Source organism: Azospirillum sp. UENF 312511, from assembly GCF_058780635.1.
In genome coordinates this window covers 425,472-447,500 of sequence record NZ_JBSNCG010000001.1, presented here as the reverse complement: position 1 = coordinate 447,500, position 22,029 = coordinate 425,472, and the positions used below count along the sequence as shown (strand labels likewise).

General features: G+C 70.1%; 21 protein-coding genes (1 of these 21 cut by a window edge). 11 read left to right on the top strand and 10 right to left on the bottom strand.

Annotated elements, in window-relative coordinates:
* Positions 1-1,551, top strand: partial view of a monovalent cation:proton antiporter-2 (CPA2) family protein gene (locus tag ACWPN7_RS01990; RefSeq protein ID WP_459198199.1) — the 3' portion only. The gene continues 150 nt to the left of window position 1, outside the view; the window shows 1,551 of its 1,701 coding nt (coding positions 151-1,701); its start codon lies off the left edge, out of view; the stop codon is at positions 1,549-1,551.
* A gap of 22 nt (positions 1,552-1,573) precedes the next feature.
* Here the strand turns inward: ACWPN7_RS01990 and ACWPN7_RS01985 are convergent, their stop codons facing one another.
* The 5 genes from ACWPN7_RS01985 to ACWPN7_RS01965 all read right to left on the bottom strand — a co-directional run bounded on the left by ACWPN7_RS01985 (position 1,574) and on the right by ACWPN7_RS01965 (position 7,376).
* Entirely contained in the window at positions 1,574-3,304 is a 1,731-nt protein-coding gene (locus ACWPN7_RS01985) for a hypothetical protein (protein ID WP_459198200.1), read from the bottom strand.
* Between the two features lie 209 nt (positions 3,305-3,513).
* The gene (locus ACWPN7_RS01980) at positions 3,514-4,554 is read right to left on the bottom strand and encodes a sulfate/molybdate ABC transporter ATP-binding protein (protein ID WP_040134573.1); all 1,041 of its coding nucleotides are present in this window, start codon (positions 4,552-4,554) and stop codon (positions 3,514-3,516) included.
* Positions 4,555-4,567: 13 nt separating this feature from the next.
* Positions 4,568-5,428, bottom strand: coding sequence for a sulfate ABC transporter permease subunit CysW (gene cysW / locus ACWPN7_RS01975; protein WP_451994552.1), 861 nt, complete (start codon positions 5,426-5,428; stop codon positions 4,568-4,570).
* Positions 5,418-6,251, bottom strand: coding sequence for a sulfate ABC transporter permease subunit CysT (gene cysT / locus ACWPN7_RS01970; RefSeq protein ID WP_207197903.1), 834 nt, complete (start codon positions 6,249-6,251; stop codon positions 5,418-5,420). The genes cysW and cysT overlap by 11 nt, the downstream gene beginning before the upstream one ends.
* Positions 6,252-6,308: 57 nt before the next feature.
* Positions 6,309-7,376 carry a sulfate ABC transporter substrate-binding protein gene (locus tag ACWPN7_RS01965; RefSeq protein WP_459198201.1) on the bottom strand — a complete coding sequence of 356 codons (1,068 nt, stop codon included), beginning with the start codon at positions 7,374-7,376 and terminating at the stop codon, positions 6,309-6,311.
* Positions 7,377-7,682: 306 nt separating this feature from the next.
* Here ACWPN7_RS01965 and ACWPN7_RS01960 point away from each other — a divergent pair, with 306 nt between their 5' ends.
* The gene (locus ACWPN7_RS01960) at positions 7,683-8,831 is read left to right on the top strand and encodes a hypothetical protein (RefSeq protein ID WP_459198202.1); all 1,149 of its coding nucleotides are present in this window, start codon (positions 7,683-7,685) and stop codon (positions 8,829-8,831) included.
* A gap of 15 nt (positions 8,832-8,846) precedes the next feature.
* Here the strand turns inward: ACWPN7_RS01960 and ACWPN7_RS01955 are convergent, their stop codons facing one another.
* A complete protein-coding gene (locus ACWPN7_RS01955; RefSeq protein WP_014198135.1) occupies positions 8,847-9,299 on the bottom strand; it encodes an RrF2 family transcriptional regulator in 453 nt (150 codons plus the stop codon).
* Positions 9,300-9,468: 169 nt separating this feature from the next.
* Here ACWPN7_RS01955 and ACWPN7_RS01950 point away from each other — a divergent pair, with 169 nt between their 5' ends.
* Complete coding sequence (locus ACWPN7_RS01950) at positions 9,469-10,101, top strand: MBL fold metallo-hydrolase (RefSeq protein ID WP_040134577.1); 633 nt, start codon at positions 9,469-9,471, stop codon at positions 10,099-10,101.
* A gap of 64 nt (positions 10,102-10,165) precedes the next feature.
* Here ACWPN7_RS01950 and ACWPN7_RS01945 read toward each other — a convergent pair whose 3' ends face one another.
* Entirely contained in the window at positions 10,166-10,678 is a 513-nt protein-coding gene (locus ACWPN7_RS01945) for an OsmC family protein (RefSeq protein ID WP_200775683.1), read from the bottom strand.
* Between the two features lie 196 nt (positions 10,679-10,874).
* Between ACWPN7_RS01945 and ACWPN7_RS01940 the strand changes: the two genes are divergently transcribed.
* The 4 genes from ACWPN7_RS01940 to ACWPN7_RS01925 all read left to right on the top strand — a co-directional run bounded on the left by ACWPN7_RS01940 (position 10,875) and on the right by ACWPN7_RS01925 (position 13,133).
* Entirely contained in the window at positions 10,875-11,087 is a 213-nt protein-coding gene (locus ACWPN7_RS01940) for a hypothetical protein (protein WP_040134579.1), read from the top strand.
* 68 nt (positions 11,088-11,155) lie between these two features.
* Positions 11,156-11,653 (top strand): hypothetical protein, encoded by a 498-nt coding sequence (locus ACWPN7_RS01935; RefSeq protein ID WP_349622001.1) that lies wholly within the window; start codon positions 11,156-11,158, stop codon positions 11,651-11,653.
* Between the two features lie 134 nt (positions 11,654-11,787).
* Positions 11,788-12,129 carry a hypothetical protein gene (locus ACWPN7_RS01930; protein WP_040134581.1) on the top strand — a complete coding sequence of 114 codons (342 nt, stop codon included), beginning with the start codon at positions 11,788-11,790 and terminating at the stop codon, positions 12,127-12,129.
* 239 nt (positions 12,130-12,368) lie between these two features.
* A complete protein-coding gene (locus ACWPN7_RS01925; protein WP_051658289.1) occupies positions 12,369-13,133 on the top strand; it encodes a Crp/Fnr family transcriptional regulator in 765 nt (254 codons plus the stop codon).
* Positions 13,134-13,152: 19 nt separating this feature from the next.
* Here ACWPN7_RS01925 and ACWPN7_RS01920 read toward each other — a convergent pair whose 3' ends face one another.
* Positions 13,153-13,653: a hypothetical protein gene (locus tag ACWPN7_RS01920; RefSeq protein WP_014197695.1), complete on the bottom strand. Its 501-nt coding sequence runs from the start codon at positions 13,651-13,653 to the stop codon at positions 13,153-13,155.
* A gap of 153 nt (positions 13,654-13,806) precedes the next feature.
* On the opposite strand from ACWPN7_RS01920, the gene ACWPN7_RS01915 reads away from it, so the two are divergent.
* Positions 13,807-13,935 (top strand): hypothetical protein, encoded by a 129-nt coding sequence (locus ACWPN7_RS01915; protein WP_014197696.1) that lies wholly within the window; start codon positions 13,807-13,809, stop codon positions 13,933-13,935.
* A gap of 108 nt (positions 13,936-14,043) precedes the next feature.
* On the opposite strand, the gene ACWPN7_RS01910 is transcribed toward ACWPN7_RS01915, so the two are convergent.
* Positions 14,044-14,493 carry a hypothetical protein gene (locus ACWPN7_RS01910; protein ID WP_051658290.1) on the bottom strand — a complete coding sequence of 150 codons (450 nt, stop codon included), beginning with the start codon at positions 14,491-14,493 and terminating at the stop codon, positions 14,044-14,046.
* Between the two features lie 113 nt (positions 14,494-14,606).
* On the opposite strand from ACWPN7_RS01910, the gene ACWPN7_RS01905 reads away from it, so the two are divergent.
* On the top strand, positions 14,607-16,853 hold the full coding sequence (locus ACWPN7_RS01905) for a helicase-related protein (protein ID WP_459198203.1): 2,247 nt from the start codon (positions 14,607-14,609) through the stop codon (positions 16,851-16,853).
* Positions 16,854-16,873: 20 nt separating this feature from the next.
* Here the strand turns inward: ACWPN7_RS01905 and ACWPN7_RS01900 are convergent, their stop codons facing one another.
* Positions 16,874-18,523, bottom strand: coding sequence for an electron transfer flavoprotein-ubiquinone oxidoreductase (locus ACWPN7_RS01900; RefSeq protein ID WP_459198204.1), 1,650 nt, complete (start codon positions 18,521-18,523; stop codon positions 16,874-16,876).
* 145 nt (positions 18,524-18,668) lie between these two features.
* Between ACWPN7_RS01900 and ACWPN7_RS01895 the strand changes: the two genes are divergently transcribed.
* Positions 18,669-19,541, top strand: coding sequence for a uracil-DNA glycosylase (locus ACWPN7_RS01895; RefSeq protein WP_407825622.1), 873 nt, complete (start codon positions 18,669-18,671; stop codon positions 19,539-19,541).
* Between the two features lie 526 nt (positions 19,542-20,067).
* Positions 20,068-22,026, top strand: a complete 1,959-nt coding sequence (locus ACWPN7_RS01890) for a lytic transglycosylase domain-containing protein (protein WP_459198182.1) — start codon at positions 20,068-20,070, stop codon at positions 22,024-22,026.
* The last annotated feature ends 3 nt before the right edge of the window (positions 22,027-22,029 follow it).

Sequence of the window (22,029 nt, the reverse complement as noted above, 5' to 3'; positions counted from 1 at the left end):
GTGGACATGGAGCTGCCGCAGGTCCTGTCCGAATTCGGGGTGGTCTTCCTCCTCTTCGCCATCGGGCTGGAGCTGCCGCTGTCGCGCCTGCGGGCGATGCGGCGCTACATCTTCGGGCTGGGGCTGATGCAGGTCGTCCTGACCAGCGCCGCCATCGCCGCCGTCGCCTACGCGCTGGGCGAGGGCATGGCGGCGGCGCTGGTGATTGGCGGCATGCTGGCCTTTTCCTCCACCGCCACGGTGTTGAAGCTGCTGGTCGAGCGCGGGGAGACGGTGGCGCGGTTCGGGCGCGTGTCGGTCGCCGTGCTGATCTTCCAGGATCTGGCCGTCGTGCCGCTGTTGACCCTGCTGCCGCTGCTGGCCGGCGGCGACACCAGCATTCCCTGGGCGCTCGCCCTGGCCGGGGTCAAGGCCGTCGCGGCAATCGGCGCCATCATGCTGCTGGGCCGCTTCGTGGTGCGCCCGGTCTATCACTTCGTGGCCTCGGCCAAGAGCCCGGAGGTCTTCACGGCGACCAACCTGCTGGTCGTCCTGGCGGTCGCCTGGCTGACGGCGGCGGCCGGCATGTCGATGGCGCTGGGCGCCTTCCTGGCCGGCATGCTGATGGCCGACACCGCCTACCGCCATCAGGTGGAGGCCGACATCGAGCCGTTCCGCGGCCTGCTGCTCGGCCTGTTCTTCATGACCGTTGGCATGACGCTGGACCTGCCGGCCATGCTCCAGCGCGCCGACCACATCCTGATGGTGACCGCCGCGCTTCTGGTCGGCAAGAGCATCCTGCTGTTCCTGCTCTGCCGCCTGTCGGGGCTCGGGCTGGCGACGTCGCTGCGCATCGGGCTGCTGCTGTCGCAGGGCGGCGAGTTCGCCTTCGTGCTGATCGGCAAAGCGACGCGGCTGGCGGTGCTGGAGGGCGAGACGGGGCTGCTGCTGTCCTCCTGCGTGGCGCTCAGCATGGCGGTCACGCCGCTGGTCGGCGCCATCGCCCAGCGGCTGGCCCAGAAGGTCGAGGCCCGCTACGGCGCCGAGGCCTTCGGGGTGGAGACCAGCGACATCACCGGCCATGTGCTGATCGCCGGCTACGGCCGGGTCGGTCGCGCCGTCGCCCGGCTGCTGCGCACCCACGACATCCCCTACGTCGCGCTGGACCTCGACCCGCAGCGGGTGGCGGCGGCGCGGGCCGAGGGGCTGCCGGTCTATTACGGCGACTCCAGCCAGATCGGCGTGCTGCGCGCCGCCGGGATCGAGCGGGCGCGGGCCGCTGTCATCACCGTCAACCGCCCCGACATGGCGGAGCGCGCCGTGGAGGCCATCCGCCGTGCCGCCCCGCGGCTGGCCATCGCCGCCCGCGCCCACGATCTCGACCGCGGCGCGCGACTGAAGAGGGCCGGGGCCAGCGCCGTGGTGCCGGAGACGCTGGAGGCCAGCCTGCAACTGGCCAGCCTCGTGCTGCGCACCGCCGGGGTGGACGCCGAGACCATCGACCAGAGCCTGAAGAGCGTCCGCGACCGCGGCTACGACGCGCTCAGCGAGCCGGCCGGCCAGAACGACTGACCGGAACGACTGGGCAATCGCCTCAGCGTTCGACCCGCCACAGGTCGAAGACGGTGCCGCGGTAGACCTCCTGCGCTCCCGGCGGCGGCGTCAGCCCGGCCGCGTGGAAGACGTTGGAGAACATCACCAGCACGTAATCGTACTTGTCCCGCCAGCCGATGTAGTGCGGGCAGGGCTCGACATGGTCGCGCAGGGTCGCTTCCTCGGGTCGGGAGAGCAGGCGGACGTCCACCGGAACCCCCTCGTAGATCGCCATGCAGCGGTCGCGGTAGGGCTGGGTCACGGTCAGCGGCTGCTTGCCCGGGTGGCTGAACAGGGTCGGGACGAAGGCGCGCCGCTCCACGGTGATGAGCGACGGCAGATGGATCAGGCTGGGCAAGGCGACCAGCGCGTGCCGCCAGGGCGGCTGGGTGAGCAGGAACTCCCGCGTGTTGCAGCAGCCGGCCTCCTGCCCCGCCCAGGCGATCAGGACGGAGCGTCCGGGCTCGATCCGCTCCATGGCGCGGCGCAGGTCGGCCACATCGTCCTCATAGGCCAGCCAGTTGAGCGTCAGCACGCCGGTCCTCACCGTCAGCAGGGCGAGCAGGCCGGCGGCGAAGGCCGCCGCGGCGCGGGCGCTGGGAAAGCGGATGTCGGTGCCGGCCACCAGCAGGAAGGCCGCGAGGATCCAGAAGCGGATCGACACGAAATAGGTGCCGAAGAACGGGTCCGGCACGACGAAGAAGGCCAGCACGAACAGCCCCACCGCGAGCATCATCGCCGGCGCGGCGCGCAGCCAGCCGGCCAGACGCGCCGCCACCATGCCGCCCAGGATCAGCAGCAGGGTCGCCACGTCGAGCAGCGTGTTGTAGTTCAGGACCGGGGCCAGCATGTCGTGCAGCCGGTACCCCCACTGTTTCAGCTCGGTCAGCTTCTTCAGCCGCCAATAGACCTCCTTCAGCAGCAGGACCGGCGTGCTGTCGCGGGCGCCCACCGCCGCCGCATCGGATTGCAGGAGGTGCGTCCCCACCGTGCCGGCGAACAGCGCCACGGGAAGGACCAGAAGCGCGGCGAAGCGCAGGGCGTCGCGCCCGAGATTGGCGAGCGTCGGCGGCTTGCGCCCCTGCCCCACATACTTCACCGCCTCCACCGCGAACAGGCAGAGCAGGAAGGAGCCGAGCACGATGGCGTGGGCGAAATAGAGGAACAGCGCGCAGCCCATCCCCACCGGCACCTGCCAGCGCCGTCCCGCCAGCGCGATCCACAGCGACAGCCCGACCAGCAGGAAGCCGAGGCCGAGCGAGAAGCTCATGAAGCCGCCGATCAGCGTCGCGTTGTAGATGAACAGCGCGCCGCACAGCGGCCACAGGCTCCACCGCCCGAACAGCGTGCGGTTCAGCAGCATCGCCCCGAACAGGGTCAGCAGCCCGGCCAGCGCCATGTAGACGCGCCCGGCGATGTACAGCGGCAGCACGCTGGCCAGCGGCAGCATCACCGCCTCCATCAGCAGGTTCGGCACCGGCGTCAGGGAGGCGGAGTAATGGTCGCCCAGAAAGGGGTCGGTCCGGTAATGCAGCAGCACGTCCACCCGCGCCAGATGGTTCGGGTAGTCGAGCAGCGGCGGCATCTCCACCAGGATGAGCGGCAGGAGAAGCAGCGCCAGGATCACCGGCAGCACGAGCAGCAACGGCGGCGACCAGGCTCCGGCCCCGGTGCCCGTCCGCAGGGCGGCGGCGCCGGGGCCGGGGGCCTGCGACAGTCCTGAATGGTCCACCGGAGCCTCCTGCATTTGGTGCAATGCGGAAGGCTCAACACATCCACTGTCCGCATCGCCAGAAGGCAATGGCGTTACGAGTCGGCGTTGGACTTAGTCCGTGGCCCGGACGGGGCAGGCTCCATGGCCCGCAGAAATCCCGTTCGCATGAGGCGGGGCGCCCCGCCCGCCCCTTTTCGCGGTTAGGCCGGGCGCCGTCGGTGTAGCAGTCACGGCTGCGGGAAGACGCGGGCGCGGTCGATGTGGACGCTGCACTGGTCGCCGAGGCGCAGGCCCAGAGCGGTCAGCCGCTCGCGGTCCATCTCGGCCTCCAGCGGCAGGCCGGCGAGGTCGATCTCGATGCGCGCGTCCGGACCCACCACATGGATGCCCGACACCCGGCCCGGCCCGCCGGCGCTGGGGCTGAGGCCCAGATCGTGCGGGCGCACATAGGCGATGGCCGGGCCGCGGACCGTGCCGTCGGCGGGGATCGACAGCGCCCCGTTGGCCGTCCGCGCCACCCCGTCGGTCACCACACAGTCGAAGCGGTTCACCTGCCCGAGGAACTCGTAGACGAAGGCCGAGGCCGGACGGTCGTAGACCTCCGCCGGGCTGCCCACCTGCTCGATCCGGCCCTGGCTCATCACCACGACGCGGTCGGCCAGCTCCAGCGCCTCCTCCTGGTCGTGGGTGACGAAGACGGAGGTGATGTGGATGTCCTCGTGCAGCTTGCGCAGCCAGCGCCGCAGCTCCTTGCGCACCTTGGCGTCGAGCGCGCCGAACGGCTCGTCGAGCAGCAGCACCTTCGGCTCGATGGCGAGCGCGCGGGCCAGCGCCACGCGCTGCCGCTGCCCGCCGGAGAGCTGCGCCGGATAGCGGTCGGCGAAATGGGCGAGCTGGACCAGTTCCAGCAGTTCCATGACACGCCGCTTGATCTCGGTCGAGGCCGGGCGCTGGCCGCGTGGCCGCACCTTCATCCCGAAGGCCACATTCTCGAAGACGGTCATGTGGCGGAACAGCGCGTAATGCTGGAAGACGAAGCCGACCTGCCGCTCCCGCGGGGTGAGGCTCAGCGCCTCCTCCCCGTTGAGCAGGAGGCTGCCGGAATCGGCGAACTCCAGCCCCGCCATGATGCGCAGCAGGGTCGTCTTGCCCGAGCCCGACGGGCCGAGCAGGGCCAGAAGCTCGCCGGAACGGACCTCGAGGTCCACCGCGTCGAGCGCGCGGAAACTGCCGAATTGCTTGGTGATGCCCGAAACCTGGATCGCCATGACGTGCGTCGCCTCAATGCCGGGTGGCCGCCAGCTCAGCCCCGAAGCGCCATTCCAGCACCGACTTCACGACCAGCGTGACGAGGGCGAGCATGGCCAGCACCGAGGCCACCGCGAAGGCAGCGACCAAGTTGTATTCGTTGTAGAGGATCTCGACATGCAGGGGCATCGTGTTGGTCTCGCCCCGGATGTGGCCGGACACCACCGACACCGCGCCGAACTCGCCCATCGCGCGGGCGTTGCACAGCAGGACGCCGTACAGCAGGCCCCATTTGATGTTGGGCAAGGTGACGCGCCAGAAGGTCTGCCAGCCGGACGCGCCCAGCACCAGCGCCGCCTCCTCCTCCTCGTTGCCCTGCTCCTGCATCAGCGGGATCAGCTCGCGGGCGACGAAGGGGAAGGTGACGAAGACGGTGGCGAGCACCAGCCCCGGCACCGCGAAGATGATCTGGATGCCCTGCGACTTCAGGAGCGGCCCCATCAGCCCGTGCAGCCCGAACAGCAGCACGTAGATCAGGCCGGAGATCACCGGCGACACCGAGAAGGGCAGGTCGATCAGGGTGATCAGCACGTCCTTGCCGCGGAAGTCAAACTTGGCGATGCACCAGGACGCCGCCACGCCGAAGAGAAGGTTCATCGGCACGGCGATGACCGCGACGATCAGCGTCAGCTTGATCGCCGCCACCGCGTCCGGCTCCATCAGGGCCGCCCAGTAGGCGTCCGTGCCGCGGCGCAGCGCCTCGACGAAGACCGCGACCAGCGGCAGCACCAGGAACAGCATCAGGAAGGCCAGCGCCGTGGCGATCAGAAGCCCCTTCACCCAGCGGCTGTCGGCCAGCGCCGGGGTGAACCCGACGGCTTTCTTAACGAGCATGGCGCGACCTCATCCAGGCTTGCAGCAGGTTCAGGGCCAGCAGCAGCACGAAGGACGCCATCAGCATCAGCACGCCGACCGCGGCAGCGCCGGCATAGTCGTACTGCTCCAGCTTGATGACGATCAGCAGCGGAAGGATTTCCGACAGGCCGGGGATGTTGCCGGCGATGAAGATCACCGAGCCGTACTCCCCCACCCCGCGGGCGAAGGACAGGGCGAAGCCGGTCAGCAGGGCCGGCAGGAGCGCCGGGAACACCACCCGCCGGAAGGCCTGCCAGCGCGTGGCCCCCAGGGCCGCGGCGGCCTCCTCCTCCTCCGGCGGCAGGTCCTGGAGGATCGGCTGCACGGTGCGCACCACGAAGGGCAGGCCGATGAAGGTCAAGGCGATGGCGATGCCCAGCGGCGTGAAGGCCACCCTCAGCCCGAACCACTCCATCAGCAGGGAGCCGATCCAACCGTTGGGTGCGTACAGCGCGCTGAGCGCGATGCCGGCGACCGCGGTGGGCAGGGCGAAGGGCAGATCCACCAGCGCGTCGACGATCCGGTCGCCGGGGAAGCGGTAGCGCACCAGCACCCAGGCGACGATGAAGCCGAAGACGGCGTTGACCGCAGCGGCGGCCAGCGACAGCCCGAAACTGACCTTGAAGGCGGCCAGGACGCGCGGCGTCAGCACCGCGTCCCAGAAGCCGGACCAGCCCAACCCAGCCGCCTTCAGCGCCAGCGCGGCCAGCGGCAGCAGGACGATCAGGGACAGATAGGTCAGCGTGAATCCCAGGGTCAGCCCGAAGCCGGGCAGGACGCTGGGTTTTCGAAGAACGCTCAACACCGTGCCCCCCGTATTGGGAAGCACGGCGTCGCTGGTGGTTGCCGCGACCACGGGTCAGCGGCCCTTCTGGTAAATCTGGTCGAAGACGCCGCCATCCGCGAAATGCTTCTCCTGCGCCGTGCGCCAGCCCCCGAAGGAACCGTCGATGGTCACAAGCTTAACATTCGGGAAGCGATCCGCATACCGCGCAGCGACCTCCGGCAGGCGCGGGCGGTAGAAGTTCTTCGCCGCGATCTCCTGCGCTTCGGGGGTGTAGAGGAAGTTCAGGTAGGCTTCCGCCGCCTTGCGCGTTCCCTTGCGGTCGACCACCGAATCGACGACCGTGACCGGCGGCTCCGCCAGGATCGACAGCGACGGCACGACGATGTCGAACTTGTCGGCGCCGAATTCCTGGAGCGACAGGAAGGCCTCGTTCTCCCAGGCCAGCAGAACATCGCCGAGCTGCCGCTGGGTGAAGGTGACGGTGGAGCCGCGGGCGCCGCTGTCCAGCACCGGGACATTCTTGAACAGGTCGGCGACGAACTGCTTGGCCTTGGCCTCGTCGTTGCCGTTCTTCTCCAGCGAGTAGGCCCAGGCCGCCAGATAGTTCCAGCGCGCCCCGCCCGAGGTCTTCGGGTTCGGGGTGATGACCTGCACGCCCGGCTTCAGCAGGTCGTCCCAGTCCTTGATCTGCTTCGGGTTGCCCTTGCGGACCAGGAAGACGATCGTCGAGGTGTAGGGGGAGCTGTTGTTCGGCAGGCGTGTCTGCCACGTCTTCGGCAGGGCGCCGGAGTCGGCGATGGCGTCGATGTCGTAGGCCAGCGCCAGCGTCACCACGTCGGCGTCGAGCCCGTCGATGACCGAGCGCGCCTGCTTGCCCGACCCGCCGTGCGACTGCTTGACGGTCACCGTCTGGCCGTTTTCCGCCTGCCATTTCTTGGCGAACGCCTTGTTGAACTCCACATAGAATTCACGGGTGGGGTCGTAGGAGACGTTCAGCAGCGTGGTCTGCGCCTTGGCGGGCGCGATGGTCAGCATGGCGAGGGCAACACCCGCGGCCATTGCGGACAGGCGGCCTACGGAGAGCCGGCCAATGGAAAACCGGTTCGCGCGGAGCGCGGAGAGCCGATCACGAAACGACATGGCACACTCCCTCAGTATGGTTCATTGGGGGGCGGCACCGGCCCGAAGACCATGCGCCGCACCGCTGTTCACAAACCCGGCGCTCGCGCCGTATCCACACTCTTTATAATGTATATGCAATATCCATTTGCCTCCTAGAGTTTGCATGATTCCTCGGATGCCGCAAGGCTGTTTTTTGTCATTTCCCACGCCAAGCCGCGTTAATTTCACATCGCACTGTGAAATCGCTTCCTCACGGATCGGGCTGGAAGCGATGCGTCGGATCGCTATCATGCGCGCCCTCTCCGCCTCCTGTCCCGAACGGCCATGTCCGCAACAGTCCAGCCCCTCTCCCCCGCACTGCTGACCGCTCTTCTGGAAGCCGAACGCGCGCTCGGCCGGCTGGCGGAGGTGGTCCAGGACCCGGCACGCCGGCGCCGGTTGTGGGCCGACGCGGCGCGGCGCGAGTCCTGCGCGGCGGCGCGGCTCGACGGGGTGGCCGTGGACCCGGCGGAATTCCTGGTGGCGACCATCGGCACCGACCTCGTCCCCACCGCCGGACGGGGGGCGGCGCAATCGGTCCGCGCGCTGTGGCAAGGCGCTCTGTTCACCCAAGGCGTCATCGCCGCCCCGGCTCGCCACGCGGGAAACACGCGGGCGCCGATCCCGTCCAGCGGGGCCGCCGCCGATGCTTGGCGGGCGGTGGCGCAACTGGAGGCCGGGTCGGACGTCCGTTTTTCCTTCCCGCCCGACGACGAGGATGGCGACGCCACACCTGCGGCGGACGACACACCTCCCGCCTGGACGCTGGGCTGGGCTGAGGCATTGTGGCGCTGCCTTCAGGCGGAGGTGTCCGGCCGCGATCCCGGACGGCTGGCCTTCTCCGCGGACCGCGAGGCGGAGGCGGCCACCCTGCTCAAGCGTCTGGATCAGGCCGGCGACTCGCCGGCCCTGCTCGGCGGCGTGGGCATGCTGGCCGAACTGCTGCGCCCGGCGCCCGATCTGCGCATTCCCGCCTGGGCGGTGCCCTCGGCCCGGCTGATGGCGGCGCTGGCCGTGGCGCGCTGCTGCCGGGTGCCGAACGTCTGGCTGCCAATGTCCGTCTCGCTGCACGCCGACCGCACGACCGCCGGCCTCGCCGCCCGCGGGCGGGAGGAGGGATGGCGGCTGTGGCTGGCCGACACGGTGGCGGAGACGGCGCGGCGGGAGCGGGAACGCGCCCTGTCTCTGGACCGCACCGCAGAGAGCTGGCAGCAGCGGGTGGGGGCCAAGCGCCGCAATTCCCGCACCCCGGACCTGCTGGAGCTTCTGTTCGAGGAGCCCGCCCTGACCGTGCGGCGGGTGCAGAAGCGGCTGGGCAGCACCTTCCGCGGCGCCCAGCTTCTGGTGGACGAGCTTCTGGAGGTGGGAATCCTGCGCGAGGCGACGAACCGCGCGTTGGACCGGGTGTTCATCGCCGTGGATCTGATGCCCTGACGGGGCGGAAGCCGGTCAGATGTCGAAGTTGACGGGCAGGCCGCCGGTGGCCTGACGGTGGCGCAGGGCGTCGGACAGGGTCTGGTTGTCGAGCACCTGGGCGGTGGCGTCGCGCACCTGGACCATCAGCCAGCGCACCGAACAGGTCGGCGGGTCGATGCAGTCCTCGCAGGGACGGAAGGAATTCTTGCTGGCGCAGGGAATCGGCGCCAGATGCCCGTCGATCAGCCGGATCACCTCGCCGAAGGAAATCTCCTCCGCCGGGCGCGCCAGACGGTAGCCGCCGCTCTTGCCGCGCTTGGCGAACAGCAGGCCATGCTTGCGCAGTTCCACCAGAATGGCTTCCAGGAACTTGCGCGGAATGTTCTCCCGCTCGGCGATTTCGGCGATCAGGACGAGTTCGTCGTCCGTCCGTTCGGCCAGCATGATCAGCGCACGCAGGGCGTATTTGGCTTTTTGCGACAGCATTCGGTCCGGCACCGCCCCCCGCGGCGGAATGGGATAAAGATAAAGTGCACTCCATATAGCCGTGTTGCCCAGGAATTGGTACCGGTTCTTGCCCTGGAAAACGGTGGCGCGTAAGGTCGAACACGAATTGATCCCTGACCATTGATCATTGACCGGCGAAGGACGCGGCATGCAGACCATCATCGTTCCCGTCACTCCGTTCCAGCAGAACTGCACGGTGCTCTGGTGTCCGGAGACGATGAAGGGCGCCGCCGTCGATCCCGGCGGCGATCTTCCGCGCATCCTGCGCGCCGCCCAGTCGAAGGGCGTGACGCTGGAGAAGATCCTGGTCACCCACGGCCACATCGACCACGCCGGCGCCGTCGCCGACCTCGCCGACGAGTTGAAACTGCCCATCGAGGGGCCGCACCGCGAGGACCAGTTCTGGATCGACGGCATGCCGATGCAGAGCCAGATGTTCGGCTTCCCGCCGGTCCGCTCTTTCACGCCGGACCGCTGGCTGGAGGAAGGCGACACGGTGACGGTCGGCAATCTGACGCTGGACGTCCACCACTGTCCGGGCCACACGCCGGGCCATGTGGTCTTCGTTCACAAGCCGAGCAAGATCGCCATCGTCGGCGACGTGCTGTTCCAGGGCTCCATCGGCCGCACCGACTTCCCCAAGGGCAACCACGGCGACCTGATCGAATCGATCCGCAGCAAGCTGTTCCCGCTGGGCGACGACGTGACCTTCATCCCCGGCCACGGCCCGACCTCGACCATCGGGGAAGAGCGGCTGTACAACCCCTTCCTCAACGATTGATGGCCTCAACGATTGATGGGTGGGGAATGGCCGATCCGGACCCGCTGGACCGGCCATCCTTCCATCAGGCTCCCGTCTCGACGGACAGCGCCATCGGCAGCGGGTTGGCCAGGGTCTGGTAGACGACGCAATAGCGCTCGGTCAGCTTGGTCAGGCTGGCGATGCGCTCCGCCGGTTCGTCGGTGTCCAACTCGAAGCGCAGGCGGATGGCGCGGAAACCGACCGGCACGTCCTTCGCCACGCCCAGCGTGCCGCGGAAATCCAGGTCGCCTTCGGCCGACACCGTGCCGCCGCGCAGCTTGAACTCCAGCGCCGTGGCGACCGCCTTCAGCGTCACGCCCGCGCAGGCCACCAGCGCCTCCAGCAGCATGTCGCCGGAGCAGGCCTGGGTGCCCGGCCCGCCGGTCGCCGGGTGCAGGCCGGCCTCGACCAGCGCGCGGCCCGTATCCACCTTGCAGGCGATGCCGGAATCGTCCAGCGCGCCGCGGGCTTTCAGCGTGACCACCGCCGACTCCGGGGCCTCCTTGTACTTGTCCTTCAGCGGCGCCTGGAGCGCGCGCAGATCCTGTGCATCCATACCCGTGCGTTTCCTCTGTACGGTTCGGCTTCTTGATTTGTGCGACCCGCGGATGATGGACCGCAAACATCATCCCGGCAATGCCCAAAGCAAAGGCCCGTCGCCCCATCCGCATGCCCCTTTTTGTTGCTCGTCCGGCGGCGGCACTCCGGCGTAAGGTTTCGTTAACGAAACACGGGATGCGGGGGTTGGAACCATGCTGCGACTGGGCACGAAGGTCCGGCATCATGGACGGGACGCCATGGTGATCGCGCGGACCCTGGGTGGGCACCCATCCTACGATCTGAGGCTGATCGACGGCACCATCGTGAAATACGCCCTGGAGGCGGACTGCGAGGCGGTGCCCGCCGATGGCGGCTTCCCGCCGCCGTCTGCCGGAGCCGGCACGGCGGCGGGAAGCCCCGGCTGAGTCTCGGGCTGGCGGCGGCGGGCAAGAGCGTCGTTGCCGAAACCCGTCCGCCCGCGCAATATCGCGCGATGGAACGGCTGGAAGACGATGGCGGCGACCCGCGGCGGCGCTGGCGGGTGATCGAGGGCGGCGGGACTCCCGTCGCGGTGTTCGGCGCGCCGCGCGATGGCGATGCGCGCCCGGACGGCGTACCGGACGGCGTTGTGGAGGCCGCGGCGCGCCCGATCCCCGAGGATTACGGGCTGACCCGGGAAGATCTGCGGATCTGGTACGCGCCGGGGCGCGTCGGGGTCGCGCTGGCCCTGGCGGCGACGGTGGGGATGGCGGCGGTGCAGGCCTACGACGCCGGGCGGCTGTCCGATCCCTGGATCCTGGGCGCCCTGCCCGGCCTGCTCACCGGCACCCTGATCGGCGGATTCGCCGGAATGGGGCTGATGGTCCTGGTCCACTGGTGCGACCCGCTGGTCGGCATGGTCTGGCCGACCTACGCGCGGCTGCGCCGTTACCGCGACGCGCTGGCCGCCGCGGTCGCCGCGGAACGGAGCGTCAACGAACGGATGCCCTGATCGCCACGAAGAATCACCGCAAAGGACGTTCCCTCCGCTGCCACCAGCGGTGGAAATGCAGGGCCTATCCCATTCGAGAGATGGTGCAGCGGCGCGTCGACCCAATCTGCTTAAGAGCAGACAGGAGAAACGCAGTGAACCGATTTGACGAAAAAGTCTATCGCGTAACGAAGCGCCGGGACGGTCCGAGCCTCCAGGAACAGAAGAGTCAACTGCTCCGCCTGAAGCAGGATCTCGAACAGTTCAAGTCCCGTCAGGCGGGCGCCGCGGTCGTCGGCAGCCTGCAGGCGCGCATCCGTGAGTTGGAAGCCTCGGTCACCCGCGCCGAAGCGGCACGCGTGACGGACCGCGAGTCCCGTCGCCCCCGCGGCGACGACGAGGACGCGGAATCCGGCGACATGCCGATGGCGGACGGCACCATGCGCGCCACCTCCAGCCGCTTCCCGCCGCGCGGACGGCCCGGCCGGACTCTCTGAACCGCAACGAAATCATGCCTCGCGGCCCGGATCACCCTCCGGGCCGTTGCCCTGTCCGGTTGCCCCACCGCCGGACCGATCCGGGGCCCGGTTGATCCAGATCAGGGCGGGTCCTGGTCATACCTCATACCTTTGGCTCGGTTTCAAGACCTTAGTTTGATGCTTTGGTCCGGACCGGACGTCCGAAGCGAGCGCGCCGTCCCACGGCGCCGAAGCGAGACAGCCCAGGGGTACATGTCATGACCTTCTCCGTCGCCGCCGCCACCACCGCAGCCATTGTCCCGCCGCCGATTCCCGCTCCGCCGACGCGGGCGGCGGAGACGGTGACCGGCCGCTGCGCCGGCTGCTCGGCGCGGAGCAAGGGACTGTGCGGCGCCCTGACCGCCGGGGACCTGCCGGACCTGTCGACGACGTCGCGTCCGCTGGACCTGCTGTCGGCGACCCCGGTGGTGATGGAGGGGGAAGAGGCCGAGGCCGTCTTCACCGTCATGTCGGGCATGCTGAAGCTCTACAAGACCCTGCCGGACGGCCGGCAGCAGATCACCGGCTTCGCCACGGCGGGCGACGTGATCGGGCTGGCCGTGGGCAGCGGCTACGCCTACACCGCCGAGACCGTCACCGCCTCCACCGTCTGCCGGATGTCGCGGACGGCGCTGCGCCGCCTGATGGAACGGCACCCGGCGGTTCAGGGGCGGCTGCTCGCCATGACCTCGGTCGAGCTGTCGGCGGCGCAGGACCAGATCCTGCTGCTCGGCTGCAAGACGGCGGTGGAGCGGGTATCCAGCTTCCTCCTCGCCTTGTCGCGGCGGTCGCGGCCGCTGGCCGACGGAACGCCCAGCGTCTTCCTTCCCATGCCGAAGGTGGACATCGGCGCCTATCTCGGCCTGCGCCCCGAAACGCTGTCGCGCGTGCTGCGCAAGCTGGAGGTCGCCGGGGCGATCACCCGCCTGACCAACGACCGCATCCGCATCGAGAATCCGGCGGTGCTCGAAGCCGCCGCCTGATCCCCCGCTCCATTCCGTTTCAGGCCCGGCCCGCCACCGGATAGCCCTCGCCGCCGAATCCCGCCGCCACGTCCTTCACGAAGGCCTGCCCGACCCGGCGGTAGCCCAGCCGGCCGAACAGGCCCGCGGCGTCGAGCTTCGGCGCGGTCGCCGCGACGACGCAGCCGCGCTCGTCCACCACCACCGACGAGCAACCCAGCTTGCGCGCCAGCAGGTCGATGCCGTCGGCCTGCGCCGCCGAGGTCACCGCGGCGTCGAACAGCCCAACCGCGATGAAGATCGGCACCGTCAGCACGCGGATCATCCCTTCGGCGCTGACGCGGTAGCAGAACAGGCCGCGGATGTGGCCGTCGCTCATCTCGCAGGCCATCACCCCACCGTCGCCGCCATCCTGCAGGAACAGGGCGGCCACCTGCCGCCACTCGTCCAGCGTCATGTCACGGTGCAGGGTCTGGACGACGGGCAGCGCCTGATCGGCCTGTGTCTTGGCAAGCGGAGCGAGAATGAAGCTTCTGGGCATGGGCGGGCGATCCTTTCGCGGGCATTGTCCGCGATGCCCCGGTCCGCCGCTTTGATTTTGGTCATGCGCCGCACCGGTAGAGGAACCAAGGGAGCGATTGCGCGGAGGCGGTGTTTCCACAGAACGGCCCCACCCCATCACCGGAGACCGGACATGAGCCCCTACCCGCCGCCCCGGCAGGAACCCGATGTGCCGATCCCCATGCCGCTGCCCCCCGACGCCCCGCCGGACGAGCCGGTGGAGGCCCCGCCGATGCCCGGCGAGCCGCAGGAACCGGTGTAGAAACCTCTCGCTTTGGACCGCGACGGCGGTCCCGGCCGCACGTGCGGCCGAAGCCCGCCGGCGAGTGAGGCGATGTGAGTCCAATGCGAACGGACGTTCGCTTTGGACTCAGGGCTTGCGGCGGTAGAGCGCCATGGCGCGTTCCAGGATTCCGGGCGACGAATAGTCGCCGAGGAACAGGTCGCCCAGCGCGCGGCGCATCCGCGCCCGGATGCGGGAGCGTATGGCGTTGCGCAGCGCCTCCTCCTGCATGTGGCAGCGGCGGCAGAGGTTCTTCGGGCGGGCTTCCGGGTTGCCGGAGGGGCGGACCGGGCGCACCACGACCTGCACGTCGCGCGTCTCGGCATACTCCACCACGTCGGGCCAGGCCGCCCGCCGCCCGCGTCCGTCGCGCCAGGTCTGGTCGGCGGCATCGTACCAGCGGCCGTCCGGCAGGCAGCGCACGACGGCGCCGCCGGGCCGCCCGCAGCAGCGGCAGCGGTTCTCCCCGCTGGAGCCCTTGCGGTTGGCCGGATCGAGGTCGGGTCGGAGAATCTTTGCGCGGAGCGGTCTGGTCATGGCTTGATGCCTGCCTCGGGGCCGGGACTGCCCCTGCGGGACGTGGCTCATGACATGGATGGCCGCGGACCGCCAGTGCGAATTTGTGAAAAGCTCTCCAGAGACCGCGCCCTATGGACATGACCTCTCCCGACCCTTCCCACGCCGGCCCTTCCAACACCAGCGAGCCCGCCGACCCGCATCTGGTGCACGAGCTGGCCAGCGCCCACCCCGACGTGGTGACCGCCGCCGCCGCGGGCGTGACGCGGGTGGCCCATGGCGAGGGGCTGGGTCTGGTGCCGCTCGGCCTGCCGCTGCCCAAGGGCAAGCGCGACCTGCTGGTTCCGGCGGAGCGCCGCGAGGCGGTGCTTCTGGAGATCCAGGGCACGCTCGACCGCGCGCGGCGGCGCAACGCCCTGCTCGCCCAGGGGCGCCGCGCGCTGGAGGGCTGGTCGACCAGCCTGCACCCGGCGGATGACCTCACGCGGGTCAGGGCGGTGCGCGGCGAGGACCTGCCCTGGCCCGGCCTGCCCGCCCCGGTGCGGCTCCAGGTGTCGCGCGTGCTCGACGCCATGGAACTGGCCGACCTGACGGACGACGATCTGGCCCTGCGGCTGGAGGGCGACCCGGCGCTGGCCGCCGCGCTGGAGGACGCGCTGTCGCGCACCGCCGCCCGGCTGCACCGCTACGCCGGGGAGGCGGACGGTGCGGACGATGCCTGGACCTTCGCGTCGCTGGCCGAGCGGCTGTCCCGCGCCGCCCGCAACCGCCACGGGGTGGACGAGCTGTTGGAGCGCTGGGACCGCGAGTTCGCCGTCTGGCGCCGCGAGCGGGCGGAGGCGCGTGGGCGCGCCTATGTGGACCGGCATTTCGATCTCGCCCGCTTCGAGAAGCTGTTCCCGGTGGCCCGCGGGCTGGGGCGGCGGCTGGTCCTGGTGATCGGCCCGACCAACTCCGGCAAGACCCACCACGCCATCGAGGCGCTGAAGGGCGCCTGGGACGGCATCTATCTGGCGCCGCTCCGCCTTCTGGCGCTCGAGGTGATGGAGCGGCTGAACGCCGAAGGCACGCCCGCCTCCCTGCTGACCGGCGAGGAGGCGATTTCAACCCCTGGCGCCCGCCACACCGCCTCGACCATCGAGGTGATGGACCCCGACCGACCGGTCGAAGTGGCGGTGATCGACGAAATCCAGATGCTCGCCGACCCCGACCGCGGCTGGGCCTGGACGGCGGCGCTGATGGGCGCCCCGGCGGAGACCGTCTACATCCTGGGCGCTCCGGAGGCCCGCCCGCTGGTCGAGCGGGTGGCGGCCCATCTCGGCGAGCGGCTGGAGGTGATCGAACTGGAGCGCAAGGTGCCGCTGACCCTGATCGACCGCCGCCTGAACTGGGAGGAGGTGGAGCCCGGCGACGCGCTGATCGCCTTCTCCCGGCGGGAGATCCACACGGTGCGCGACACGCTGCGCGCCAAGGGCCTGTCGGTCGCCGCGGTCTACGGCGCGCTGGCCCCGGAGGTGCGGCGGCGGGAGGCGGCGCGCTTCCTGTCCGGCGAGGCCGACGTGGTGGTGGCGACCGACGCCATCGGCATGGGGCTGAACCTGCCCTGCCGCCGCGTGCTGTTCACCGCGCTGGAGAAGTTCGACGGGACCAGCGTTCGCCCGCTGAGCGCGACGGAGGTGAAGCAGATCGCCGGCCGCGCCGGGCGGTTCGGCAAGTTCGAGTCGGGGGAGTTCGGCGTGGTCGGCCGCGGCACGCCGCAGGCCTTGCGCACCCTGCTGGAGAAGGCGGACGGGCGGCTGCGCGCCGACGCTCCGCTGACCGTGCGGCCGACCCGCGCCATGCTGGCCCGTCTGGCCGATCACATCGGGACGGAGGAGACGGTCCTGCTGCTGGACTGCTTCGCCGACGCCCGCACGGCGGGGTCGCCCTACCGGGTGGGCGACCTGTCGGGAATGCGGCGGCTGGCGGTGATGCTGGACGAGCGGCGGCTGACCCTGCCCGCCAAACTGGACCTGCTGCTGATCCCCGCCGATCTGGAGGACGAGGCGGAGGCCCGCATCCTCGCCGCCATCCTCGGCGCGGTGGAGGCCGGGGAGCCGTCGCCCCTCGGGCGCTTCGCCCCGGCGCGGCTCGACGGGCTGGACGGGGCAGCGCTGGAGGGATTGTCGCGGGCCTGCGACCTCTATTACTGGGCGGCGCGCAAATTCCCGTCGCTGTTCCCGGAACGGGAGGCGGTGCGCAGCCGCCGCGGCGAGATCAGCCGGCGCTTGGCCGACCTGCTCGCCACGCGCGGGGCGCGGTCCGCCGGGCAGCGGCGCGAGCCGCCGCCCAAGGCCGGTTTCCGCGGCGCCCCGCGCAAGCGCTTCGGCCCGCGGCGGTAAAGCGGCGGTGGAGCGGGGCCTTACATCCCGCCCGGATAGTTCGGGCCGCCGCCGCCCTCGGGGACGACCCAGTTGATGTTCTGGGTGGGGTCCTTGATGTCGCAGGTCTTGCAGTGCACGCAGTTCTGCGCGTTGATCTGCAGGCGCGGGTCGCGGCCGTCCTCCGCCCGTACGATCTCGTACACGCCCGCCGGGCAGTAGCGCGTCTCCGGCGCGTCGTAGAGCGCCAGATTGACCGCGATCGGCACTGACGCGTCCTTCAGCGTCAGATGCGCCGGCTGGCCCTCCTCGTGGTTGGTGTTCGACAGGTACACCGAGGACAGCCGGTCGAACGACACCACGCCATCCGGCTTGGGATAGGCGATCTTCGGCATCTCCGAGGCCCTCTTCAGCGTCTCGTGGTCGCCGTGCCGGTGGTGCAGCGTCCACGGCGACTTGCCCTTGGTCGCCGTCTCGTAGGCCGCGTTCGCCAGACCCGCCCACAGGCCCTTCTGGAAGCCGGGGCGGATGTTGCGCACAGCAAACAGCTCCGACCACACCCAGGACGCCTTCAGCTTCTCCGGATAGGCCACCGCCTCGCGCGCCGGGGCTTCGGCGGAGAGCAGCTCAAACACCGCCTCGGCCGCCAGCATGCCCGACTTCATGGCGGTGTGGTTGCCCTTGATCTTGGGCACGTTGAGGAAGCCCGCCGCGTCGCCGACGATCACACCGCCGGGGAAGGTCAGCTTGGGGATCGACTGGAACCCGCCCTCCGACAGCGCCCGCGCGCCGTAGGCGATGCGCCGCCCGCCCTCGAAGGTCGGACGGATCGCCGGGTGGGTCTTGTAGCGCTGGAACTCCTCGAACGGCGACAGGTGCGGGTTCTCGTAGTCGAGCCCGACCACGAAGCCGACCGACACCAGGTTGCCCTCCATGTGGTAGAGCCAGGAGCCGCCGTAGGTCTTGGGGTCCATCGGCCAGCCGATGGTGTGGACGATCAGGCCGGGCTGCGACTTGGCGGGATCGACCTCCCACAGCTCCTTGATGCCGATGCCGTAGGTCTGGGGATCGGCGTCGCGGCGCAGGTCGAAGCGCTCGAACAGCGTCTTGGTCAGCGAGCCGCGGCAGCCCTCGGCGAAGATGGTCTGCTTGGCGTGCAGATCCATGCCCGGGGTGTAGTTGGCGGTCTTCTCGCCGTCCTTGCCGATGCCCATGTCGCCGGTGGCGACCCCCTTGACGGCGCCCGTGTCGTCGTAGAGCACCTCCGCCGCGGCGAAGCCGGGGTAGATCTCCACACCCAGCTCCTCGGCCTGCCCGGCCATCCAGCGGGCGAGGTTGCCGAGGCTGATGATGTAGTTGCCGTGATTGTGCATCTGCGGCGGGGCGAAGGGCGACTTGAGGGCCTTGGTCTCGGTGAGGAAGAGGAAGCGGTCCTCGCGCGCCGGGGTGGTGAGCGGCGCGCCCTTCTCCTTCCAGTCCGGGATCAGCTCGTCCAGCGCGTGCGGCTCGAACACCGCGCCGGAGAGCAGGTGGGCACCGACCTCCGAGCCCTTCTCCACGACGCAGACCGACAGTTCCTGCCCCGCCTCGTTGGCGAGCTGTTTCAGGCGGATGGCCGCGCTCAGGCCCGACGGGCCGGCTCCGACGACAAGGACGTCGTACTCCATCACCTCGCGCGGATCGCGATCCATGGTCCCCATGCCTCCCGGTTGATTGAAGCGCCGGGGCCATTTCCGCAGGGTCCGGCGGCTTTCGGAACGGCGTATGCCTTTCGCACCCGCCAAAAAGGATATCTAAGCCCATGTAAGACCACAGGAGCCGTGGTAAGGTCAAACGATGATTGACCAATCCGACATCCTCGCCGCCCTGCGCTGGCACGTCGACATCGGGTGCGACGAGGCCATCGGGGACGAGCCCCTGGACTGGGCGACGCTGGCCGCCCGGCCGGCGGCGGCGCGTGCGCCGGCCGGCGCATCGGCGCTGCCGCCCGCCGCGGCGCGCCCCGCCCCGGCGACGACGCCGCGGTCGGCGTTCGGGGGTCCCTCCAGCGCGTCGATGTTCGGCGCGGCGACCGGGTCGGACCTGCCGCTGGGCGCCAGCGAGGCCGGGGCGAGCGCCCGGGCCCGCGCCGCCGAGGCGCGCAGCCTGGAGGAGTTGGAGGCGGCGCTGCGCGCCTTCGACGGTTGCCCGCTGAAGGCAACGGCGATGAACACCGTGTTCGCGGACGGCAACCCCGCCGCGGACATCATGCTGATCGGCGAGGCGCCGGGCGAGGACGAGGACCGGCAGGGCAAGCCCTTCGTCGGGGTCAGCGGCAAGCTGCTCGACCGCATGCTGGCCCAGGTGGGGCTCGACCGCGGCACGGTCTACATCAGCAACATCCTGCCCTGGCGTCCGCCCGGCAACCGCTCGCCGACCCAGGCGGAGATCGCCGCCTGCCTGCCCTTCCTGGAACGGCACGTCGAGCTGATCGGGCCGAAGGTGCTGGTGCCGCTGGGCGGCACCTCCGCCAAGACCTTGCTCAACCGGGCGGAGGGCATCACCCGCCTGCGCGGCCGCTGGTTCGACTACGCGTCCCCCGGCCTGCCCGGCCCGGTGCCGGTCCTGCCGATGCTTCACCCGGCCTACCTGCTGCGCAACCCCATCGCCAAGCGCGAGGCGTGGCGCGACCTGCTGACCCTGCGCCAGCGCTTTCCGGGCAAACCTTAAAAGGGCGGCCCTTAAAAAGGCGGCTTTCTGCCCCCTCCCTAACCCTCCCCCTCTTCGAGGTGGAGGGGACGGACGTCGCTTCGCATAAGGCACCCTCTCCCTCGCAGCGGGGGAGGGCCGGGGTGGGGGCACGCCTTCGCGATGGTTAACGCCGCTGATTTTCTAAAATGTCCCGCTTATTGCGTTTATTCTTGCACGGTCATTCGAACATTCGAGATCCATAGACATTCCAAACATTGCCCAAGTACTTCGAAAGATCGGAGTGGTTTACCAAGTCGCCGCTATGCCGTTGCGCCAAGCGGCACAGAAAGACCCATGACCTTACGCCAAAAGGGTCTTCCCACTGGGCTAGAGCCATTTTTCCGCCCCCACTAAGTTGCTGAAAAGCCTTGCGAACAGACGGCATTGACCGCTGTTGGGGAATCATCTTCTTGCGATTCCCCTCCACTGCGGTTATTCGAATAACATGTTCCGGATATTGTGCAGCGCAGCAAACACCGTCTCGCTGCGGCGGAAGGTCCTGGGAATGGCGGGGGTGGCGCTGGCGCTGTGCGCGGCACCCGACCCGACGGGCGGCTATCGCCCGGCCCAGGCCGGCCTTGTGATTCACGCACCGGATGGACGCCCCGTCGTCCCGCCGGGATTTGATCGTGCCGAGCAGACCCTGCTCCTGGCGACGGACGCCGACGCGCGCGCCGTCCAGTTGACGGAAGAGGACGCCCGCCATTACCGGCGCATCTTCGCGCTCCAGGAGCGGGGCGAATGGGAAGGCGCCGATTGGGAAATCCGCCTGCTGCGCGACCGCCGCCTGTTGGGCCATGTGCTGCGCCAGCGCTATCTGCACCCCGACCGCAAGGCCAGCTACGACGAGTTGGCCGGCTGGCTCCAGCGCTACGGCGACCTGCCGGGGGCGGAGCGCATCCACGCCCTGGCCCAGCGCCGCGCCCCCGCCGGCCAGCAGCGCGCCCTGAAGCCGCCGCGCGGCAGCGACGGGGAGCGGCTGACCGGATCGCTGGAGCGGCTGGGCGGCCTGCGCCCCGAACCGCTGCCGGAGGCCGTCGCCGACGAGGACCAGTCCGACCCGGACAAGAGCGCCGAGGCCGCCGAGGACAAGACCAAGCTCACCGTCGCCCCGCGCAGCCGCACCGCCAGCCGTGCCAATCACACCACCCCGTCCCGCGTGACCGACCTGCTGCGCGCCGGCAAGCCGGCGGCGGCGCTCGCCCTGCTCAACCAGGACGACTTCGGGCGCAGCCTCGACTCGGTGCAGTACGACCAGGCGCGGGCACGCATCGCCGCCTCGCTCTATTATTCCGGCGACGTGACGCAGGCGCTGTCGCTGGCCTCGGCCAGCGCCGCCCGTTCCGGCCCGGCGCTGACGGAGGCGCATTGGATCGCCGGCCTCGCCGCCTGGCGGCTGAAGCAGTACGACCGCGCCGCCCGCCACTTCACCAATCTGGCCGAGGCTGGACCGCGATCGCCCTGGCTGGCCTCCGCCGCCGATTTCTGGGCCGCCCGCGCCCACGCCCGCCGGGGCCGCGAGGAGCAGGCCCGCACCCATCTGGCCGCCTCGGCGCGCTACCCGCACACCTTCTATGGGCTGCTCGCCCACCGCAAGCTGGGCGGCTCGGGCGACCTCAACTGGCGCACGCCGGAGCTGACCGGAGAGCATCTGAAGGCGCTGTCCGCCCTGCCCGGCGGCACCCGCGCCATCGCCCTGATCCAGGCCGGCCAGCGCGAAGCGGCGGAGCTGGAACTGCGCCGCATCCACCCGCGCGGCGACACGCTGGCCGAACAGGCGCTGGTGGCGCTGGCCGACCGCGCCGGGCTGCCGGGGCTGGCGCTCCAGGTCGGCAACGCGGTGGCCGGTCCGGACGGCGCACCCTACACGGCGGCCCTCTACCCGGTGCCGCACTGGAAGCCGCGCGACGGCTTCGCCGTGGACCGCGCGCTGGTCTTCGCAGTGATGCGTCAGGAGTCGCGCTTCGACCCCAAGCTGGTCAGCTCCGCCGGAGCCACCGGCCTGATGCAGATCATGCCGGCCACCGCCCAGCACGTGCAGGAGCGCAACGCCGACATCGGCGAGGCCGACGCCGGCCGTACGGGCCTGTTCGACCCCTCCACCAACATGGAACTCGGGCAGCGCTACATGGCGGAGCTGCTGAACAGCCAGGACATCGGCAACAACCTGTTCCTGCTGGCTGCCGCCTACAACGCCGGCCCCGGCACGCTGGCGCGCTGGCGCCGCGATCTGTCAGACATCGGCAACGACCCGCTGCTCTTCATTGAGAGCCTGCCCTACGCCGAGACACGGAACTACGTCGAGAAGGTCGTCGCCAACTTCTGGATCTACCGGCTGCGGCTGGGGCAGGAAATCGAATCGCTGGACGCCGTTGCGGCGGGCGGCTGGCCGGTCTATATGCCGGTGGATGTCTTCCCGGCGGCCCGGTCCACCCAGGTCGCGCAACACGGCGACGCCCCCTGACCG

What these genes read in the sequence shown, in the direction of transcription:
- ACWPN7_RS01900 (WP_459198204.1), bottom strand. Translation starts at nt 18,523, where the DNA reads ATGGATCGCGATCCGCGCGAGGTGATGGAGTACGACGTCCTTGTCGTC.
- ACWPN7_RS01955 (WP_014198135.1), bottom strand. Translation starts at nt 9,299, where the DNA reads ATGCTGTCGCAAAAAGCCAAATACGCCCTGCGTGCGCTGATCATGCTG.
- ACWPN7_RS01950 (WP_040134577.1), top strand. Translation starts at nt 9,469, where the DNA reads ATGCAGACCATCATCGTTCCCGTCACTCCGTTCCAGCAGAACTGCACG.
- ACWPN7_RS01935 (WP_349622001.1), top strand. Translation starts at nt 11,156, where the DNA reads ATGGAACGGCTGGAAGACGATGGCGGCGACCCGCGGCGGCGCTGGCGG.
- ACWPN7_RS01895 (WP_407825622.1), top strand. Translation starts at nt 18,669, where the DNA reads ATGATTGACCAATCCGACATCCTCGCCGCCCTGCGCTGGCACGTCGAC.
- ACWPN7_RS01960 (WP_459198202.1), top strand. Translation starts at nt 7,683, where the DNA reads ATGTCCGCAACAGTCCAGCCCCTCTCCCCCGCACTGCTGACCGCTCTT.
- cysW (WP_451994552.1), bottom strand. Translation starts at nt 5,428, where the DNA reads ATGCTCGTTAAGAAAGCCGTCGGGTTCACCCCGGCGCTGGCCGACAGC.
- ACWPN7_RS01920 (WP_014197695.1), bottom strand. Translation starts at nt 13,653, where the DNA reads ATGCCCAGAAGCTTCATTCTCGCTCCGCTTGCCAAGACACAGGCCGAT.
- ACWPN7_RS01965 (WP_459198201.1), bottom strand. Translation starts at nt 7,376, where the DNA reads ATGTCGTTTCGTGATCGGCTCTCCGCGCTCCGCGCGAACCGGTTTTCC.
- ACWPN7_RS01925 (WP_051658289.1), top strand. Translation starts at nt 12,369, where the DNA reads ATGACCTTCTCCGTCGCCGCCGCCACCACCGCAGCCATTGTCCCGCCG.
- ACWPN7_RS01910 (WP_051658290.1), bottom strand. Translation starts at nt 14,493, where the DNA reads ATGACCAGACCGCTCCGCGCAAAGATTCTCCGACCCGACCTCGATCCG.
- ACWPN7_RS01890 (WP_459198182.1), top strand. Translation starts at nt 20,068, where the DNA reads ATGGCGGGGGTGGCGCTGGCGCTGTGCGCGGCACCCGACCCGACGGGC.
- ACWPN7_RS01945 (WP_200775683.1), bottom strand. Translation starts at nt 10,678, where the DNA reads ATGGATGCACAGGATCTGCGCGCGCTCCAGGCGCCGCTGAAGGACAAG.
- ACWPN7_RS01905 (WP_459198203.1), top strand. Translation starts at nt 14,607, where the DNA reads ATGGACATGACCTCTCCCGACCCTTCCCACGCCGGCCCTTCCAACACC.
- ACWPN7_RS01980 (WP_040134573.1), bottom strand. Translation starts at nt 4,554, where the DNA reads ATGGCGATCCAGGTTTCGGGCATCACCAAGCAATTCGGCAGTTTCCGC.
- ACWPN7_RS01940 (WP_040134579.1), top strand. Translation starts at nt 10,875, where the DNA reads ATGCTGCGACTGGGCACGAAGGTCCGGCATCATGGACGGGACGCCATG.
- ACWPN7_RS01915 (WP_014197696.1), top strand. Translation starts at nt 13,807, where the DNA reads ATGAGCCCCTACCCGCCGCCCCGGCAGGAACCCGATGTGCCGATCCCC.